The 18,810-nt window shown below is 69.0% G+C and carries 12 protein-coding genes; 2 read left to right on the plus strand and 10 right to left on the minus strand.

The features are described from left to right. Nucleotides 1-169: 169 nt before the first annotated feature. The 4 genes from BIU96_RS10535 to BIU96_RS10550 all read right to left on the minus strand — a co-directional run bounded on the left by BIU96_RS10535 (nucleotide 170) and on the right by BIU96_RS10550 (nucleotide 5,957). Nucleotides 170-1,393 (minus strand): type II secretion system F family protein, encoded by a 1,224-nt coding sequence (locus BIU96_RS10535; protein ID WP_083402814.1) that lies wholly within the window; start codon nucleotides 1,391-1,393, stop codon nucleotides 170-172. After that, a complete protein-coding gene (locus BIU96_RS19010) occupies nucleotides 1,393-3,054 on the minus strand; it encodes a type IV pilus twitching motility protein PilT (RefSeq protein ID WP_083402815.1) in 1,662 nt (553 codons plus the stop codon). Before BIU96_RS19010 ends, BIU96_RS10535 begins: the two co-directional genes overlap by 1 nt. Nucleotides 3,055-3,070: 16 nt before the next feature. Then, nucleotides 3,071-4,741, minus strand: coding sequence for a GspE/PulE family protein (locus BIU96_RS10545; protein WP_071292563.1), 1,671 nt, complete (start codon nucleotides 4,739-4,741; stop codon nucleotides 3,071-3,073). Nucleotides 4,742-4,925: 184 nt separating this feature from the next. After that, nucleotides 4,926-5,957, minus strand: coding sequence for a GNAT family N-acetyltransferase (locus BIU96_RS10550; protein ID WP_071292564.1), 1,032 nt, complete (start codon nucleotides 5,955-5,957; stop codon nucleotides 4,926-4,928). A gap of 123 nt (nucleotides 5,958-6,080) precedes the next feature. Here BIU96_RS10550 and BIU96_RS10555 point away from each other — a divergent pair, with 123 nt between their 5' ends. Then, the gene (locus BIU96_RS10555; RefSeq protein ID WP_071292565.1) at nucleotides 6,081-6,476 is read left to right on the plus strand and encodes a VOC family protein; all 396 of its coding nucleotides are present in this window, start codon (nucleotides 6,081-6,083) and stop codon (nucleotides 6,474-6,476) included. A gap of 129 nt (nucleotides 6,477-6,605) precedes the next feature. Here the strand turns inward: BIU96_RS10555 and rpoC are convergent, their stop codons facing one another. The 6 genes from rpoC to BIU96_RS10585 all read right to left on the minus strand — a co-directional run bounded on the left by rpoC (nucleotide 6,606) and on the right by BIU96_RS10585 (nucleotide 17,697). Beyond that, nucleotides 6,606-10,487, minus strand: coding sequence for a DNA-directed RNA polymerase subunit beta' (rpoC, locus tag BIU96_RS10560; RefSeq protein WP_071292566.1), 3,882 nt, complete (start codon nucleotides 10,485-10,487; stop codon nucleotides 6,606-6,608). Nucleotides 10,488-10,529: 42 nt separating this feature from the next. Then, entirely contained in the window at nucleotides 10,530-14,018 is a 3,489-nt protein-coding gene (rpoB, locus tag BIU96_RS10565) for a DNA-directed RNA polymerase subunit beta (protein ID WP_071292567.1), read from the minus strand. A 385-nt stretch (nucleotides 14,019-14,403) separates the two neighbouring features. After that, on the minus strand, nucleotides 14,404-14,955 hold the full coding sequence (locus BIU96_RS10570) for a hypothetical protein (protein ID WP_071292568.1): 552 nt from the start codon (nucleotides 14,953-14,955) through the stop codon (nucleotides 14,404-14,406). Between the two features lie 335 nt (nucleotides 14,956-15,290). Further along, a complete protein-coding gene (locus tag BIU96_RS10575) occupies nucleotides 15,291-15,950 on the minus strand; it encodes a response regulator transcription factor (protein ID WP_071292569.1) in 660 nt (219 codons plus the stop codon). Next, on the minus strand, nucleotides 15,947-17,191 hold the full coding sequence (locus BIU96_RS10580; RefSeq protein WP_071292570.1) for a sensor histidine kinase: 1,245 nt from the start codon (nucleotides 17,189-17,191) through the stop codon (nucleotides 15,947-15,949). The genes BIU96_RS10575 and BIU96_RS10580 overlap by 4 nt, the downstream gene beginning before the upstream one ends. Continuing rightward, nucleotides 17,188-17,697, minus strand: coding sequence for a hypothetical protein (locus BIU96_RS10585; protein WP_071292571.1), 510 nt, complete (start codon nucleotides 17,695-17,697; stop codon nucleotides 17,188-17,190). The genes BIU96_RS10580 and BIU96_RS10585 overlap by 4 nt, the downstream gene beginning before the upstream one ends. 145 nt (nucleotides 17,698-17,842) lie before the next feature. Between BIU96_RS10585 and BIU96_RS10590 the strand changes: the two genes are divergently transcribed. Further along, complete coding sequence (locus BIU96_RS10590) at nucleotides 17,843-18,685, plus strand: spermidine synthase (protein ID WP_071292572.1); 843 nt, start codon at nucleotides 17,843-17,845, stop codon at nucleotides 18,683-18,685. Nucleotides 18,686-18,810: the final 125 nt, after the last annotated feature.

The raw sequence follows: 18,810 nt of genomic DNA on the forward strand, positions 1-18,810 counted from the left end.
ATGGATTGCGTTCGGGGCTTGCTCTGCCGCCGCGGTCAAGCGTATTCAGCGCAAAATCCGCGCATAATCCCGAGAACGGGGGTGATCCGGGGTGTGAAATGCCCCCAGTACCGGGGGTGGTAAAAGGCGAACCACCCCCGTGGAGGGGGTGGTTCGCGACAGCCGGCGTCTACTTGACGAGGGAGGTGATCTGGAAGATCGGGAGGTACAGCGCCACGATCATGCCGCCGACGACCACACCGAGGAACGCGATGAGGAGCGGTTCGATGAGTGACGTGAGCGCCTCGGTCGTCGATTCCACCTCGCTGTCGTAGAACGCGGAGATCTTCTCGAGCATGATCTCCAGAGAGCCGGCATCCTCACCCACCGCGACCATTTGCGAGACCATCGTCGGGAATACCGATTCCCGCGCAAGTGGGACCGCGATCGATTCCCCTTTTCGGACCGATTCCGAAACTCGTTGGATTGCCTTTTCCACGACGAAGTTGTTCGACACCTCGCCCGCGATCTCCAACGCCTGCAGGATGGGTACGCCCGCTCCGATCATGTCGGAGAGGTTCCGCGCGAACCTCGCGATCACGATCTTCCGGTTGAGCTGCCCGAAGACGGGCAGCCGGAGTTTGACCGGATCGATGACGGCGCGGACGCGGTCGGTGTTCTTGTTCGCCCGCCACCAGAACCAGAACACGACGATCGCGACGGCGAGGACCGGTCCGACGTAGACCATGGCGTGCGACGCGTACACCAGCATCATCGTGGGCAACGGCAGCTGACCACCGAGGGACGAGAACATCTTCTGGAAGATCGGCACGATGAACACGAGCATGATCACGACGGCGACCAGGGACATGCACAACACGACCACCGGGTACGTCATCGCCGACTTGATCGTCGCGCGGAGCTTGTGCTCCTTCTCGAAGTTCGTCGCGATCGAGTCCATCGCCTGATCGAGGAACCCGCCCGTCTCCCCCGCCCGGATCATGTTGATCATGATCGGCGGGAAGTCCACCGGGTACTTCGCCACGGCGTCCGAGAACGAGACACCACGCTCGACGTCGTCCCGGACCTTGCCCAGGATGTCCTTGAGCTTCTTGTTCTCCGTCTGGTCGGACAGGATCGACAGCGCCCGGAGCAGCGAGAGCCCGGACGACAGCATGGTCGAGGCCTGCCGCGACATGATCGCCAGGTCCTTGAGCCCCACGCCCTTCTCGAACCCGGGGATCTTGATCTCGGTCTGCAGCCCCGTGCCGGCCTTCGCCTCGGTGATGGCGATCGGCGAGACGCCCATCCCCCGCAACCGCTGGACGACGGCTCCTTCGGAGGACGCGTCGAGCCGCCCCTTCACGAGCTTGCCGGCGCCGTCGCGCCCTCGGTAGTCGTAGGCGAGCGACATCAGTGGCCTCCTGAGTACTTGTCGCCGAAGTCGATCTCGGACGCGGCGATGGCCGCGGCGGAGGAGTCGGACGGCGATTCGACGCGCTGCACGAGCCGGTCGAAGCCCTCGAGGTCGTGCACCTTCTCGAGCGCGGCCTTCCGCGTGATGGTGCCGACGTTGACGAGTTCGGCGAGGTCCTGGTCCATCGTGTGCATGCCCATGTCGCGCCCGGCCTGCATGGCCGAGGTGATCTGGTAGGTCTTGCCCTCGCGCACGAGGTTCCCGATGGCCGGGGTGGTCTTCATGATCTCGGTGGCGACGACGCGGCCGGAGCCGTTGGCCTTCGGCACGAGGGTCTGGCAGACGACGCCTTCGAGCGTGGAGGCGAGCTGCGTGCGGATCTGTCCCTGCTGGTGCGGCGGGAAGACGTCGATGACGCGGTCGATCGTGCCCGGAGCGCTCTGCGTGTGCAGGGTCGCGAACACGAGGTGGCCGGTCTCGGCGGCGGTGAGGGCGACGGAGATGGTCTCGAGGTCGCGGAGCTCACCGATCAGGATGACGTCCGGGTCCTGACGGAGCACGTGCTTCAGGGCGGCGGCGAAGGAGTGCGTGTCCGCACCCACCTCTCGCTGGTTGATGATCGCCTTCTTGTGGTCGTGCATGAACTCGATCGGGTCCTCGACCGTCACGATGTGGTCGGCACGGGTCTCGTTGACCAGGTCGATGAGCGCGGCGAGGGTGGTCGACTTGCCGGAGCCGGTCGGTCCGGTGACGAGCACCAGTCCGCGGGGCAGCTTGGCGAACTCCCCCACGTACTCGGGGATGCCGAGTTCCTTGAGGGTCTTGATCTTGGTGGGGATGATGCGGAACGCCGCGCCCCAGTTGCCGCGCTGCTGGTAGTAGTTCACGCGGAAGCGGTACTCCGGCGACAGCGAGTACGCGAAGTCGAGCTCCTGCTCGTGGTCGAACTGGCCGGCCTGCTCGACGGACAGCAGCGTCTTGAGCGCGGCGATCACCTTGTTGCGGGCCCACGGACCGCCGGGGACGGCGGGCCGGAGCGACCCGTCGACGCGCACGGTGGGGGCGGCGTCCGCGGTGAGGTGCAGGTCGGACGCGCCCTGGTAGACCACCTGCGCGAGCGCGGTGATGAGGTCGGGGTCCGCGACTTCGCGCGCGTGGCGCGTGAAGTTGATCTCGGCCTGACCGTCGGGTGCGGGCGCGTAGGTGGGTGCGTGGACGGCCTGGAGGACCGTGGTCGGGTCCGCGGGCACGACCGGCAGGTGCTGGGTCGCGGCGTCGGCGTACCCGTAGGACGCCGTCGACGGCGGGACGGCTGCGGGCGGCGTCGCGGGCGCGGCGTGCGGCTGCGCGACCGGCACGGCGACGGGGTCGCCGGTCGGGACGGGCCACGTCGCGGCCGGAGCCTGGACCGGGGCCGGGGCCGGGGCCGGGGCCGACGGCGACGGCCACGCGGCCGTGTCGCTCGACAGGTCGTGGACCGGACCGGCCGGGGCGGTGGTGACCCGTGCCTCCAGGCCGGGCGAGGTCGGCTGCTGCGCCGCGGCGGCCGCGAGCCGCGCAGCACGACGGCCACCGACCTCGGTGCCCGGCCGGCCGGGGTGCCAGCCCGCGACGGGCTCGTCCCCGGGCACGGAGATGTCGTAGACGGAGTCAGTCATCGTTCCACTCCCACGCCTACGCGACCACGCGCAGGATCTCGTCGATGCTCGTCATGCCGAGCTTGACCTTCTCCCACCCGTCCTGGCGGAGGGTGAGCATGCCCTGCTGCTGGGCGACGCGGCTGATCTCGGCGCTCGAGGCCCGCGAGACCGCGAGGCGTTCGATCTCCTCGGTCACGGTCATGACCTCGTGCAGGGCGATGCGGCCGCGGTACCCGGTGTTCGAGCAGACGGCACAGCCGACGGGGCCGAAGAACTCGGACACGGCCGCGTCCTCGGACGCCACGAAACCGAGCGCCACGAGCTGTGCCGGCGTGTACTGCGCGGGCGCCTTGCAGCGGTCGCAGAGCCGCCGGGCCAGACGCTGGGCGACGACCGAGTCGAGCGCGGACCCGACGAGGAACGGCTCGATGTCCATCTCGGTCAACCGGGTGATCGCCGAGGGGGCGTCGTTCGTGTGCAGGGTCGAGAGCACGAGGTGGCCGGTGAGCGACGCCTCGATCGCGATCTGCGCGGTCTCGTGGTCCCGGATCTCACCGAGGAGCACCACGTCCGGGTCGGAGCGCAGGATCGAGCGGAGCGCCGACGCGAACGTCAGACCGGCCTTCGGGTTGACCTGCACCTGGTTGATGCCGGCCATCCGGTACTCGACCGGGTCCTCGACGGTGATCACGTTGATCTCGGGCTTCGCGACGGCGTTGAGCGTCGTGTACAGCGTCGTCGACTTGCCCGAACCGGTCGGCCCCGTGACCAGGATCATGCCGTACGGCTTCGAGTAGGAGCGCTGGTACGCCTGGAAGTTCTGCTCGAGCAGGTTGAGGTCCTTGAGGGACATCGAGGTGTTCGTGTTGTCGAGGATCCGCATGACGACCTTCTCGCCCCACACCGTGGGGAGGGTCGCGACGCGGAGGTCGATCTGCCGACCGCCGTGGCGCACCGACATGCGGCCGTCCTGCGGCTTCCGACGCTCGGCGATGTCGATGTCGCTCATGATCTTCAGACGGCTGATGACGCCGTTCTGGATGTTCTTCGGCGCGGGGGCCATCTCGTGCAGCACGCCGTCGATGCGGTAGCGGACCCGGACCTCATGCTCGCCCGGCTCGATGTGGATGTCGGACGCGTGGTCCTGGATGGCCTGCGAGACGAGCAGGTTCACGAAGCGGACGATCGGGACGTCGTCGAGGGCGCCGTCGGTCAGGTCGACCTGCTGCTGGGCCTGCGAGGACGCCTCTTCCTCGAGCGAGGAGGTCAGGTCGTTCAGCTCGTCGTCGGCGCGCAGGTAGCGGTCGAGCGCGGCCGCGAGGTCGCGTTCCTCGACCTGCAGCGGCTTCACCGGGCGGCCCGAGGCGGTGCGGGCGTCGTCGATCGCCAGGACGTTGGTGGGGTTCACCATGGCGAGGACGAGGACCTCGCCCTCGAACCCGACGCCGAGCACCCCGTGCCGACGGCAGAGCGCCGCGGGGAGCATCGACACCGCGGTGCCGTCGACCGGGTAGTCGGTCAGGGGCACGGTCTTGGAGTTGTGCGAGGCTGCGCGGGCGGTGATGTACTGCGCCTCGCTGACGAGCCCCTGGTCGACGAGCGATCGGATCGAACGGTCGTCGATCTCCTCGTCGCCGGTCATCGAGTCGAGGTGCTCGATCGGCAGGGCTCCGTTGAGGATGAGGATCTCGGACAGCGTGGCCATGTGCCCCGGAGCCTCCTTCGGGTCGGGCGCGGGTCGTCGTGACGAGCGCCGCAGGGAATCGGCGCCCGACCACGCTACGTCCGCGCCGAAGGCCCACCGCAGTCCCACAACGAGGGGGCGAGGGGGTGTCGGGTGTCCCCAGTGCAGGGGTACCGGCCGGTACCGCCCCTCGGGCGCCCCCTCGTCAGAGGGGCGTCGAGGCGGTGACGTGCACCTCGCCCGGCACGAACCCGAGGCGCTCGTAGATGCGCCCCGCCCCGCTCGGGTTCTCGGCGTCGACGTGGAGCACCGCGGCCGACAGACCGTCGGCCCGGACGGCCTGCAGGACGGCGTCGGTGACGATCGGCGCGAGCCCCAGGCCACGGGCGCCGCGCACCACACCGACCCAGTGCACGTACCCGTACGAGCGCCCGCGTGCCGCGAAGCCGTCCGGGTCCACCTCGACGATGGCGAACGCCGCGATCGCACCGTCGGCGTCGAGCACCACGCGGGACAGGTCGAGCCGGCTCTTGGCCGCGGTGAGGAACCCGCGCCAGTCCGACTCCACCATCGGCTGCGACCCCCAGTGGTCGCGGAAGGCGTCGTTCTTGGCGATGCGCAACGGCTCGATGTCGTCCGCGGTGGCCGCCCGCACGACGAAGCCGTCGGGCAGCGCCGGGACGGCGTCCGTGGAACCGCCGGCGGCACCGTCGAGCACCGCTTCCATGTCGATCCAGTTGCGCGTCGGCTCGAACCCGAACCGCGCCGCGAGCCGCAGCGACGGAGCGCCCTCGGGAACGCCGATCTCGATCGTCGCCGGCACGTCGACGTCGAGCGCCGCGAGCCGCTGGCGGGCGCGACCCACCTGCCACGCGAACACCCGTCGCCCGATGCCGCGACCACGCAGCACGGGGTGCACCGCCCCGTCGAGGACCGCGCGCGCAGCGGTGACCCGGGAGGGGACGTCGATGACGATGCCGTAGGCCTGCACATGCCCCTCATCGTCGACGCCGACGAGGGTGTCCCGCTCGACGTCCAGCCCCTCGGTGGACAGCGTCCGCTCGAAGTCCGCTGTGGAGGGATGCGCGTGGGGATCGTCCACGGCAGCCGCTGCGACCGCCACGGCGTGCACCGCCCCGAGGTCCTGTCGTGAGCCGGCACGGAACGTCAACCCACCGACCGGCATCGGGGGTTCGAGGTGGGCCGGGGCAGTGATCCGTTCGCGCAGCGTCGCCATCCGTCCACCCTGCCAGACCGGACACACGCACCAGACCGGATGGACGCACCGGACCCGGTGCACATGACGCGGCCGACGCGGAAACCCCTCGACGCGCGGGCACCACCCGGGACATGATGAGTCATGGACATCACGAGTGTGACCGTGGGGCTGCCCGTCACCGACATCGAGGCGTCCTGCCTCTGGTACGGCGCCGTGTTCGAACGCGCCGAGCCGGACCTCGAACCGGACGAGGGCATCGCCGAGTACGAGGTCGGCGGCATCTGGATCCAGCTCTACGAGGACGAGAACGCCGAGGAGAACCCCGTCAGCGTCCGCTTCGGCGTCGACGACGTCGCCGCCCAGCACGCACGCATCGGCTCCCTCGGCATCGACATCGGCCCGGTCGAGTGCGTCGACGGCGCCGTCGACTGGTTCGACGTCCGCGACCCCGACGGCAACGTCCTCAGCCTGTTCTCCCTGGTCGACGAGACCGGCCGCGGGTCCGGCCGTGACAACGGCGCCGACCGCGCGGTCTAGACGTGACCGGCTGACGGCCTGGAGGCGCGTGGCGGCGCCGCCCCGCGCCTCCAGGCCGTCACGTGGTGACGACACGACGAAGGCCCCGTCTCCTTGCGGAGACGGGGCCTTCGTGGGATCACATCAGACTCAGTTGTAGGTGCCCGGCGTGAAGTCGTCCGACGAGAAGCTGTCGAAGTCGACGAAGCTCAGGTCGGCGTCCGAGAACGACGAGTCGTCCGCGAAGATGCGGTTGGGGTACCGCTCTGCCTTCGCTTCTTCCGTCGCGTTCACGTCCACGTCGCGGTACCGGCTGAGGCCCGTCCCGGCGGGGATGAGCTTACCGATGATGACGTTCTCCTTGAGGCCGACGAGGTGGTCCTGCTTGCCCTCCATGGCCGCCTGCGTGAGCACGCGGGTGGTCTCCTGGAAGGAAGCGGCGGACAGCCACGACTCGGTCGCGAGGGACGCCTTCGTGATGCCCATGACCTCCTGGCGAGCGGAAGCGGTCTTGCGACCCTCCTGCAGCGCCGCGCGGTTGAGCGCGTTGTACCGCGAACGGTCCACGAGCTCGCCCGGGAGCAGGTCGGTGTCGCCGTGGTCGACGACGGTGACCTTGCGGAGCATCTGGCGCACGATGACCTCGATGTGCTTGTCGTGGATCGGCACGCCCTGCGAGCCGTACACGTCCTGCACACCGTTGACGAGGTGCTTCTGGACCTCACGCACACCCTTGACCCGGAGGACTTCCTTCGGGTCCACGGTGCCGGCGATGAACTGCTCGCCGAGCTCGACGTGCTGGCCGTCCTCGATGAGGAGGGTCGCACGCTTGAGCACCGGGTAGATGAACGGCTCGTCGCCGTTGTCCGGCGTGAGGATGATGCGACGACCCTTGTCGGTGTCCTCGATCGTGGCGCGGCCGGGGGCCTCGGCGATCGGGGACGCGCCCTTCGGGGTCCGCGCCTCGAACAGCTCGGTGACACGCGGCAGACCCTGGGTGATGTCGTCGGCCGAGGCCGAACCACCCGTGTGGAAGGTACGCATCGTCAGCTGGGTACCGGGCTCACCGATGGACTGGGCGGCGATGATGCCGACCGCCTCGCCGATGTCGACGAGGTTGCCCGTGGCGAGCGAACGGCCGTAGCACTTCGCGCAGACACCGATGGCCGACTCGCAGGTCAGGACCGAGCGCACCTTGATGCTCTCGACACCGGCAGCGAGCAGCTTCTCGAGCAGGACGTCACCGACGTCCTCACGAGCCTCGGCGACGACCGTGCCCTTCGCGTCCACGGCCTCGACGGCCAGGGTGCGGGAGTACACGGTGTTCTCGACGCGCGGGTCGCGGACCAGCTTGCCGTCGGCGCCCACGGTCGCGATCGGGAGCTCGAGGCCCCGGCTCGTGCCGCAGTCGTCCTCGCGGATGATGACGTCCTGCGAGACGTCCACGAGACGACGGGTGAGGTACCCGGAGTCCGCGGTACGGAGCGCGGTGTCGGCAAGACCCTTGCGAGCGCCGTGCGTGGCGATGAAGTACTCCGCCACGGTCAGGCCCTCGCGGTACGAGTTGATGATCGGGCGGGCGATGATCTCGCCCTTCGGGTTGTTCACCAGACCACGCATACCGGCGATGTTGCGGACCTGCAGCCAGTTACCACGAGCACCGGACGACACCATGCGGTTGATGGTGTTGTCGACCGGGAAGTTGTCGCGCATCTCCTGCGCGATCTCGTTCGTGGCCTCGGTCCAGATCTTGATCAGGTCGGCGCGACGTTCCGCGTCGGTGATCAGACCCTTGTCGAACTCGCCCTGCACCTTGGCGGCCTGGATCTCGTAGCCCGCGATGATCTCCTTCTTGCGAGGAGGCGTCACGACGTCCGAGAGCGCGACGGTCACACCGGAGCGCGTGCCCCAGTAGAAGCCGGCGTCCTTGATCCGGTCCAGCGCGGCGGCCGTCTCGGTCTTGGAGTAGCGCTCTGCGAGGTCGTTGACGATCGCGGAGAGCACGCCCTTGTCCGTGACCTTCTGGACGAACGGGTAGTTCGTCGGGAGGGTCTCGTTGAAGAGCGCACGGCCGAGGGTCGTCTCGAGCAGCACCGGCTCGCCCTGCACGTAGCCCTCAGGAGCCTCGCCCTCGGCGAACCACACGTCGGACATGCGGATCTTGACGAGCGCGTTCAGGTGCAGCGTGTTCTGGTCCTTCGCGAGGATGGCCTCGGCGACGGAGGAGAACGCACGACCCTCACCCACGGCGCCCTCGCGGACGGTCGTGAGGTGGTGCAGACCGATGATCATGTCCTGTGCGGGCAGGGTCACCGGACGGCCGTCGGACGGCTTGAGGATGTTGTTCGAGGCGAGCATCAGGATGCGGGCCTCGGCCTGGGCCTCGACCGACAGCGGCAGGTGCACGGCCATCTGGTCACCGTCGAAGTCCGCGTTGAACGCAGCACACACGAGCGGGTGGAGCTGGATGGCCTTGCCCTCGACGAGCTGCGGCTCGAACGCCTGGATGCCCAGACGGTGCAGCGTCGGCGCACGGTTCAGCAGCACGGGGCGCTCGCGGATGATCTCCTCGAGCACGTCCCACACCTGCGGACGCGAACGCTCGACCATGCGCTTGGCCGACTTGATGTTCTGCGCGTGCGACAGGTCGATGAGGCGCTTGATGACGAACGGCTTGAAGAGCTCCAGCGCCATCTGCTTGGGCAGACCACACTGGTGCAGCTTCAGCTGCGGGCCGACGATGATGACCGAACGGCCGGAGTAGTCGACGCGCTTGCCGAGCAGGTTCTGGCGGAAACGACCCTGCTTGCCCTTGAGCATGTCGCTCAGGGACTTCAGGGCGCGGTTGCCGGTACCCGTGACGGGACGACCACGACGACCGTTGTCGAACAGCGCGTCAACGGCTTCCTGCAGCATGCGCTTCTCGTTGTTCACGATGATCTCGGGGGCACCGAGGTCGAGCAGGCGGCGGAGACGGTTGTTGCGGTTGATCACACGACGGTAGAGGTCGTTGAGGTCCGACGTGGCGAAACGGCCACCGTCGAGCTGCACCATCGGGCGGAGCTCCGGCGGGATGACCGGCACGACGCCGAGCACCATCGCTGCCGGCGAGTTGCCGGTGGCGAGGAAGGAGCTGACGACGCGCAGACGCTTGATCGCGCGGATCTTCTTCTGGCCCTTGCCCTCGGCGATCTGCAGGCGCAGTGCCTCGGCCTCGGCGGCCAGGTCGAACGCCTCGAGCCGCAGCTTGATCGCCTCGGCGCCCATGTAGGCGTCGAAGTAGATCCCGAAGCGGTCCTGGAGCTCGTGGAAGACGGCGTCCTCGGGCTTGAGGTCGCCCACCTTGAGGTTGCGGAAGTCCTCCCACACGCGCTCGAGACGGGTGATGTCCTCGTCGAACGACTTGCGGACCTGGGACATCTCCTTCTCGGCGGTGTCCTTGGTACGGCGCTTGACGTCGGCCTTCGCACCCTCTTCCTCAAGGGCTGCGAGGTCGTCCTCGAGCTTCTTGAGGCGGTCGGCGATGATCGAGTCGCGCTGTCCCTCGAGGGTCTTGATCTCGAGACGCATCTCGTTCTCGAGACCCGGCATGTCCGCGTGACGGCCCTCTTCATCGATGTCGATGATCATGTACGCCGCGAAGTAGATGACCTTCTCGAGGTCCTTCGGCGCCATGTCGAGGAGGTACCCGAGGCGCGACGGGACGCCCTTGAAGTACCAGATGTGCGTGACGGGCGCGGCGAGCTCGATGTGGCCCATGCGCTCACGACGGACCGAGGACTTGGTGACCTCGACGCCGCAGCGCTCGCACACGATGCCCTTGAACCGGACACGCTTGTACTTGCCGCAGGCGCACTCCCAGTCGCGGGACGGACCGAAGATCTGCTCGCCGAACAGACCGTCCTTCTCGGGCTTGAGGGTGCGGTAGTTGATGGTCTCCGGCTTCTTGACCTCGCCGTACGACCACTGGCGGATGTCCTCGGCCGTGGCGAGGCCGATCCGCAGTGCGTCAAATGAAGTTGCTTCGAGCAATGTTCTTCTCTCTAGCTGGATTCGTTACGAGTACGGGCGGGATCAGATGTCGTCGACGGACGACGACTCGAACCGCGAGGAGATGTTGATGCCGAGCTCTTCAGCGGCACGGAAGACCTCGTCGTCCGTGTCGCGGAGGCTGACCGCCTGGCCGTCGGCCGAGAGGACCTCGACGTTCAGGCAGAGCGACTGCATCTCCTTCATGAGGACCTTGAACGACTCCGGGATACCGGGCTCCTGGATGTTCTCGCCCTTGACGATCGCCTCGTAGACCTTCACGCGGCCGAGGATGTCGTCGGACTTGATCGTCAGGAGCTCCTGGAGGGCGTAGGCGGCGCCGTACGCCTCGAGCGCCCACACCTCCATCTCACCGAAGCGCTGGCCACCGAACTGCGCCTTACCACCCAGCGGCTGCTGCGTGATCATCGAGTACGGACCGGTCGAACGGGCGTGGATCTTGTCGTCGACCAGGTGGTGCAGCTTGAGGATGTACATGTAGCCGACCGACACGGGCTCCGGGAACGGCTCGCCGGAGCGGCCGTCGAAGAGCTGCGCCTTGCCGGACGAACCGATCAGACGCTCGCCGTCGCGGTTCGGGAGCGTGGAGTCGAGGAGGCCCTCGATCTCGCGCTCGTACGCACCGTCGAACACCGGGGTCGCGACCTTCGTGCCGGGCGCCGCGCTGTGCGCTGCCTCCGGCAGAGCCGAAGCCCACTCCTGGATGCCCTCGACGTTCCAGCCCTGCTTCGCGAGCCACCCGAGGTGGATCTCGAGGACCTGGCCGAAGTTCATGCGGCCGGGGACGCCGAGCGGGTTGAGCACGATGTCGACCGGGGTGCCGTCCGCCAGGAACGGCATGTCCTCGACCGGCAGGATCGTCGAGATGACGCCCTTGTTGCCGTGACGACCGGCGAGCTTGTCGCCCGCGGTGATCTTGCGCTTCTGGGCGATGTAGACGACCACGCGCTGGTTGACGCCCGAGCCGAGCTCGTCGTCGCCGTCCTGCGAGTCGAACACCTTGACGCCGATGATCGTGCCCTCTTCACCGTGGGGCACCTTCAGCGAGGTGTCGCGCACCTCGCGCGACTTCTCGTTGAAGATCGCACGGAGCAGGCGCTCTTCAGCGGAGAGCTCGGTCTCGCCCTTCGGCGTGACCTTGCCGACCAGGATGTCGCCGGGGCGGACCTCGGCACCGATGCGGATGATGCCGCGCTCGTCGAGGTCGGCCAGGAGGTCCGGGCTGACGTTCGGCAGGTCGCGGGTGATCTCTTCCTTGCCGAGCTTCGTGTCGCGGGCGTCGACCTCGTACTCCTCGATGTGGATCGAGGAGAGCGTGTCGTCCTTCACGAGGTTCTGCGACAGGATCATCGCGTCCTCGTAGTTGTAGCCCTCCCACGGCATGAACGCGACGAGGAGGTTCTTGCCGAGCGCGAGCTCGCCGTTCTCCGTCGCGGGGCCGTCGGCGATGACCTCGCCCTGCTCCACACGCTCGCCGGCCGAGACGACCACGCGGTGGTTGTAGCTCGTGCCCTGGTTGGAGCGGTCGAACTTGCGCAGGTAGAAGGTCTGCGTGCCGCCCTCGTCGAGCTGCAGGGTCACGGCGTCGGCCGAGACCTCGGAGACAACACCGGCCTTGTCGGCGGTGACGACGTCACCGGCGTCGATGGCGGTGTAGCCCTCCATACCGGTGCCGACGAGCGGCGACTCGGAACGGAGCAGCGGGACTGCCTGACGCTGCATGTTCGCACCCATGAGGGCGCGGTTCGCGTCGTCGTGCTCGAGGAACGGGATGAGCGAGGTCGCGACCGACACCATCTGGCGCGGCGAGACGTCCATGTAGTCGACCTCGTCCTTGCCGACGAGCTCGACCTCGCCGCCCTTCTTCCGCACGAGGACCTTGTCGTCCTGGAAGTGGAAGGAGTCGGTGAGGGGGGCGTTCGCCTGCGCGACGACGAAGTCGTCCTCTTCCGAGGCGGTGAGGTAGTCGATCGTCTTCGTGACCTCGCCGTTGACGACGCGACGGTACGGGGTCTCGATGAAACCGAACGAGTTGATCCGACCGAACGACGCGAGCGAACCGATCAGGCCGATGTTCGGGCCTTCCGGGGTCTCGATCGGGCACATGCGGCCGTAGTGCGACGGGTGGACGTCACGGACCTCGACGCCGGCACGCTCACGGGACAGACCACCCGGGCCGAGAGCCGACAGGCGACGCTTGTGCGTCAGGCCCGCGAGCGGGTTGTTCTGGTCCATGAACTGCGACAGCTGGGACGTTCCGAAGAACTCCTTGATCGCGGCGACGACCGGACGCACGTTGATGAGCGTCTGCGGCGTGATCGCCTCGATGTCCTGCGTGGTCATGCGCTCGCGGACGACGCGCTCCATGCGGGACAGACCCGTGCGGACCTGGTTCTGGATGAGCTCGCCGACGGCGCGGATGCGACGGTTGCCGAAGTGGTCGATGTCGTCCACGTCGAGGCGCAGCGAGACGGGCTCGCCGTCACGGACACCGTCGAGCGTCGTCTTCTCGGCGTGCAGCGAGACGAGGTACTTGATCGTGCGGACGATGTCCTGCACGGTCAGGACCGAGTCGCTGAGCGGCGCGTCGATGCCGAGCTTGCGGTTGACCTTGTAGCGGCCGACCTTCGCGAGGTCGTAGCGCTTCGAGTTGAAGTAGAAGTTGTCGAGCAGCGCACGCGCGGCCTCGGCGGCGACCTGCTCGCCCGGACGCAGCTTGCGGTAGATGTCCTTGAGCGCCTCTTCCTTGGTGAGGATGGCGTCCTTCTCGAGGGTCGACTCGATCGAGGCGAAGCCCTTGAACTCGTCGAGGATCTCCTCGCTCGTCATGCCGAGCGCCTTGAGGAAGACCGTGACCGACTGCTTGCGCTTGCGGTCGATGCGCACGCCCACCTGGTCGCGCTTGTCGATCTCGAACTCGAGCCACGCACCGCGCGACGGGATCACGCGAGCGGAGTAGATGTCCTTGTCGGACGTCTTCTCCTGCTGGCGCTCGAAGTACACGCCCGGGGAACGGACGAGCTGCGAGACGACGACACGCTCGGTGCCGTTGATGATGAACGTGCCGCGCTCGGTCATGAGCGGGAAGTCGCCCATGAAGACCGTCTGCGTCTTGATCTCACCGGTCATGTGGTTCATGAACTCGGCGTTGACGTAGAGCGGGGCAGCGTAGGTCTTGCCACGCTCCTTGCACTCGTCGATCGAGTACTTCGGGTCCTCGAGCTCGGGCGACGTGAAGCCGAGCTGCATGGTCTCGCCGAGGTCCTCGATCGGGGAGATCTCCTCGAAGATCTCCTCGAGCCCGGAGTGCAGTGCGAGGTCGGTGCGACCCTGCTCCTGGCCTTCGGCGAGGCGGGCCTTCCAGACGTCGTTGCCGACGAGCCAGTCGAAGCTCTCCGTCTGGAGTGCGAGCAGATCAGGAACCGTGAGGGTGTCCGTGATCTTGGCGAACGAGAGTCGCGAGTGGTTGCGACCGTTCTTGGGGTTGGTGGATGCGTTGGGCGCAGCAGCCAAGGGTTTGACCTCCGGTAGGCCCCGTCGGGCCGGTACTGACGAGCAGCACGTAGGTGAGTGGATTGAACGCTCGGCGCACCCCTCGAAGACACGCGATCACGTGACGGCCGGTGAGCTGTGCACGTGTGCGATGATCTGGGTGAGCGGGACCCGCCGACATATACGGATCCGGCACCACCACGGCACGATCTCAGGTCACGTTCTGATGAACGTGTTGGAGAGAGCGCTGCGTCGACCGCAATATGACGACACTGATGCCAGGGAGCGCGAACTGCCATCATAGGTCGCGCTGGACGGCGGTGTCCAGTCCTGGCTTGACCGAATTCGGCAGTGCCGTGTATAAGCCGGTGGACCGACCTGGTATTCCCGCCGGGGACCCGGTCCCTCAGCGCTCCGAGCGGAGTGCCCGGACGGCGGCTTCCGGCCGACGCGTCCGCACGAACGTCCGCTTCCCGCGGTCGTCGGTGAACTCGACGCCGACTCCCGGCGTGAGGATGAGCGCTCGCACCCCCCGGCGGAGTCGCAGCCCGATCCCGCCGTAGGTCGACGCGTCCGCCTCGACCAGTCGCACGTCCACGATCCGCCGCCGTGCGATCCGCCGCGGGGGCAGGGGCCGGAAAAGCAGGACGACGTCGTGGTCCGTCACGGTGAAGCCCGACCGGGCCACGAGCAGCAGGAACCCGACGGCGACGGCGACGAGGGCCGGCACGATGAGCGCCGTCTCAGGGGCTTCGCCGGGCCACCCGAGCACCGCGGCCGTGAGTCCGAGTCCACCGATCAGCAGCACGCCGCCGACGGCGCGCATCCACGTCGGCGCCTGCTCGTGGTCGACGAGTGGCTCCGGCCCGGTCGCGCGGGGCGTGGTGGCGCGGGTCGTCGGGACGGACCGGGTCGTAGGGGCGAGACGGTACGTGGGGACACTCATGGTGTCGGTCATGGGATCGGGCTCCTGCGGATTCGTGGTCCGGTGCTGCACTCGTATGTTACATGACAAATGCACAATTCACAGTGGCCGAGCGCAGGGCTCCGCCACGGGCGGCGCGCAGCAGGGCGGGTGGGCCCGAGCGCGCCGACGACGCACACTGGACTTCGGCGGTGGGGGTGCCGGGTGGTCACGCCGCGGTCACGGCGGTGCGGAAGCGCGAGGTGTGGGGCACAGCGCGGATCGACGCACCGGGGTGACGACCGCACGACGATAACCGCCGACCCTTGGCGTCCGCTGGCCGTTCATGTGTACGCATTCAACTGCGGATCCAGCACCGGACGCGCTCCTCAGCGCAGGACGCGGGCCACGGCCTCCGCACGGGTCCGGACGCCGAGCTTCGTGAAGACCTGGTTGACGTAGGACTTCACGGTCGGCACGGTCAGGAACAGCTCGGCGGCGATCTCCGGGTTCGACCGGCCCTCGGCGATGCGCTCGAGGACGTCCGCCTCGCGCGGCGTGAGCTCCGGGAACCGCGCACGAACACCCGCCGCCGACGGCACGGCGGCCGGCGTCGGAGCAGCGGTGCCGCCGGCCAGTTGCGCGACCAGGCGCGCACCCACGGTGGCGTCGAAGGTCGACTGTCCGGAGGCCACCGCCCGGATCGCGGTCGCGATCTCGGCCCGGCCCGCGTCCTTGGTGAGGTACCCGCGGGCACCGGCCCGGAGTGCGGTGACGATCGACTCGTCGTCGGCGAAGGTGGTCAGCACGAGGACGGCGACCTGCGGGTGGGACGCGGCGATGGACGCCGTCGCGGTCGGACCGTCGACACCCGGCATCCGCAGGTCCATCAGGACGACGTCCGGCGCCTCGCGCTCGACGGCGGCGATCGCCTCGGCCCCGTCGGACGCCTCGCCGACGACCTGCAGGTCCGGCACCAGGGACAGGACGGTCACCAGTCCGTCGCGCACGATGGCCTGGTCGTCGACGACGAGCACCCGGATGGTCACGACCGGCGCTCCTGCGGGTCCGCCGGGGCGTCCGCGTCGGCCGTCGGCAGGTGCATCGCCACCACGAACTCGTCGTCCGACCGCTCGGCCTCGACCGTCGCGCCGCTCGCGAGCTCGTCGAACCGCTCGCGCATCCCGAGCAGGCCGCTCCCGCCGCCGGCGAGCGGGTTGGCCACGACGACGTCCACGGCAGCGCCGTCCCGGATGACGGACAGGGACACGGCGCGGCCGGGGGCGTGCCTGCGGGCGTTGCTCAGCGCCTCCCGGACGACCTGCACCACGGCGGCACGGTGGGCCGCATCGAGGGCGGACAACGTCGTGTCGCCCTGCGTGACGACCATGCCGCCGAACGAACGGTGCGCGTCGAGCAGGCCCGTCAGGCCCGCCTCGTGGTCGGTGGTCGGCCTGGAGGAACGGATCGCCGCCGCGGGACCGGTCGCGTCCGTCGACGTGGTCGGCTCTGCGGCGGGGGCCGACGCGTCCGCGTCGTCCGCGTCGCGCAGCGCGTGCACGGCGCGGCGGGCCTCGGCGAGCCCGTCGGCGGCGAGGGCGCGGGCTTCGCCGGCGCGCTGCGCGGCGTCCTCGACGCGGCCGGCCTCGAGGAGGGCCTCGACGGCGTCCAGCTGGAGCACCAGACCGCCGAGCGAGTGTGCGAGCACGTCGTGGATGTCCCGCGCAGCACGGGACCGGTCCGCCAGCAGCTCGGCGCGCTGCTGCTCGCGCTCGGCCTCGCGGGCGCGCTCGTCGGCGACCCGGAACTGGCGCCGACTGAACCCGATGAGGACGCCGAGGAGCAGCCCGCCGCTCGTCCCGAGGACGAACTGGACCGACACGTGCTCGATCGTGGCGGACACCGCGATCACCACGATCGCTGCCAGGGCGGCGACCGCCGAGACCCAGATCGGCAGCCGCGGGTTCGCGCCGAGGAGCACGACGCCGACGATCACCGGCACGATCATCAGCGAGTCGGTCGGCACCACGGTCACGGCACCGGCGGCGATCATCACGACGCCGGCCACCACGAGGACGCGCGACGTCCGCCCGAACTCGCGGAGCGCCCACGCGGCGAGCGCCACCGCACCGACGACCCAGACCCACGCCGGGTGCTCGAGCTGCAGGCCGTTCCGCACGAACCAGAACGCGACGATCACGATGCCGAGTGCGTTGAGGCCCCACGCGGCACCGGAGCGCGACCGGCCCCCGGGGAGGTCGGTCTCGTCCTGGCCGGTCAGCAGGGTCACCGGACCATCATGCCGCGCGTCCGGCGATCGCCGCGGGGGATCCGCTGGTCGAGGACCACCGCACGGGCCGCGCGGTTCAGTGCGAGGACGAGCAGGATCGTGCCGGTCGAGGTGAGGAGGTGGGCGCCGAAGTGGCCACCGACGACGTCGAGGCCGATGCGGACGACGATGAGGACGATCCAGAGCCCGGCGCCGAGCCACCCGGTGCGGGACTGGATCGTGCGGCCCTTGTCGTCCGGTGTGCCGACCGTGCGGAACCGGGTGATGCGCCCCATGGTGAGGCCGACGCCGACGGTGATGAGCGCCTCGATGCCGAGGAACACCACGTCCGTGCTGGTGATCGTCGCCTTCGTCTGCGCGAGGACGACCACCCCGATGACGCCCATGATCAGCGGTCCACGCCAGATCCGCGCCGGGTCGAGGTACTGCCAGGTCGCCTGGCGGTACGCGAGGAACGCGACGAGGGCGATCCCGATGAGGATGTTCGCGGCGAGCTGGACCGACATGGTGTGTGCCTTTCGACGGGGCCCGGCGGGGCGTTCCCGACCGGTGACACCAGCCTCGTTCGCGGGCGTCCACGGCCCCACCAACCAGGGGTGGGGACGCGGGTGGTGATCGACCGGGCCGCCCGGGTGGTGTTCGATTGGGGGCATGGCTGATGCGTTCGACGGGTTCCGGATCGGTGCGGGCTACGCGGTCGTCGAGCCGGACAAGCACCGGCCCGGGTCGTTCACCCTCGTGGTCGACGGCACGCCGCAGTCGCACGTCGACCTCGAGGACCCGACGCACCTGGCGTTCGAGTACATCCGGCGGATCGGGCACGCCATCGACCTGCTGCCCGAGGGGCCGATCACGGCCCTGCACCTCGGCGGCGGCGCGCTCACCCTCCCCCGGTACGTCGCCGTGACGCGGCCGGGCTCCCGGCAGCAGGTCATCGAGCTCGAGCGGGACCTCGTCGACCACGTCCGGGACGCGCTGCCGTTCCCCCGGGGTGCCTCGATCCGGGTGCGCTACGGCGACGCGCGCGAGGTGCTGGAGCGGCTGCCGGCCGGACTGCGCGGCTCGGTCGACCTGGCCGTCGTCGACGTGTTCGGCGGGTCGCAGATCCCGGCGCACGTGACGAGCGTCGAGTTCTACCGGTCGGTGGCGTCCTTCCTGTCGCCGACGGGGATCGTCGCGGTGAACGTGGCGGACGGCGCGGGGCTGGCGTTCGCCCGCGGGCAGGCGTCGACCCTGCGGTCGGTGCTGCCCTCGGTGGCGGCGGTGGCGGACACCGGGATGCTGAAGGGGCGGCGGTTCGGGAACATCGTGCTGCTCGGCTCCCCCACCGACCTGCCGGTGGCGGAGATGCCGCGGCGGTACTCCTCCGATCCGATGCCGGCGAAGGTCGTGCACGGGGCGGAGCTCAAGGCGTTCATCGCGGGCGCGCCGATCGTCACCGACCAGACCGCGGTGGCGTCGCCGGAGCCGAACCGGAGCGTGTTCGGCGGCTGATCGCGTGGGCGGCCCACTCGCTCGGGGTCGGAACGGCGACCCGGAACGACATCGCCGACGTCGTACGACCTCGGCGCTGACGCCCGTTGCGGACGCAACCGCGCACGGGCCTGGAGGCGCGGGTC

This window comes from Curtobacterium sp. MCBA15_008, assembly GCF_001865065.1.
Lineage (GTDB): Bacteria > Actinomycetota > Actinomycetes > Actinomycetales > Microbacteriaceae > Curtobacterium.

What these genes read in the sequence shown, in the direction of transcription:
- BIU96_RS10535 (WP_083402814.1), bottom strand. Translation starts at nt 1,393, where the DNA reads ATGTCGCTCGCCTACGACTACCGAGGGCGCGACGGCGCCGGCAAGCTC.
- BIU96_RS19010 (WP_083402815.1), bottom strand. Translation starts at nt 3,054, where the DNA reads ATGACTGACTCCGTCTACGACATCTCCGTGCCCGGGGACGAGCCCGTC.
- BIU96_RS10545 (WP_071292563.1), bottom strand. Translation starts at nt 4,741, where the DNA reads ATGGCCACGCTGTCCGAGATCCTCATCCTCAACGGAGCCCTGCCGATC.
- BIU96_RS10550 (WP_071292564.1), bottom strand. Translation starts at nt 5,957, where the DNA reads ATGGCGACGCTGCGCGAACGGATCACTGCCCCGGCCCACCTCGAACCC.
- BIU96_RS10555 (WP_071292565.1), top strand. Translation starts at nt 6,081, where the DNA reads ATGGACATCACGAGTGTGACCGTGGGGCTGCCCGTCACCGACATCGAG.
- BIU96_RS10570 (WP_071292568.1), bottom strand. Translation starts at nt 14,955, where the DNA reads ATGACCGACACCATGAGTGTCCCCACGTACCGTCTCGCCCCTACGACC.
- BIU96_RS10585 (WP_071292571.1), bottom strand. Translation starts at nt 17,697, where the DNA reads ATGTCGGTCCAGCTCGCCGCGAACATCCTCATCGGGATCGCCCTCGTC.
- BIU96_RS10590 (WP_071292572.1), top strand. Translation starts at nt 17,843, where the DNA reads ATGGCTGATGCGTTCGACGGGTTCCGGATCGGTGCGGGCTACGCGGTC.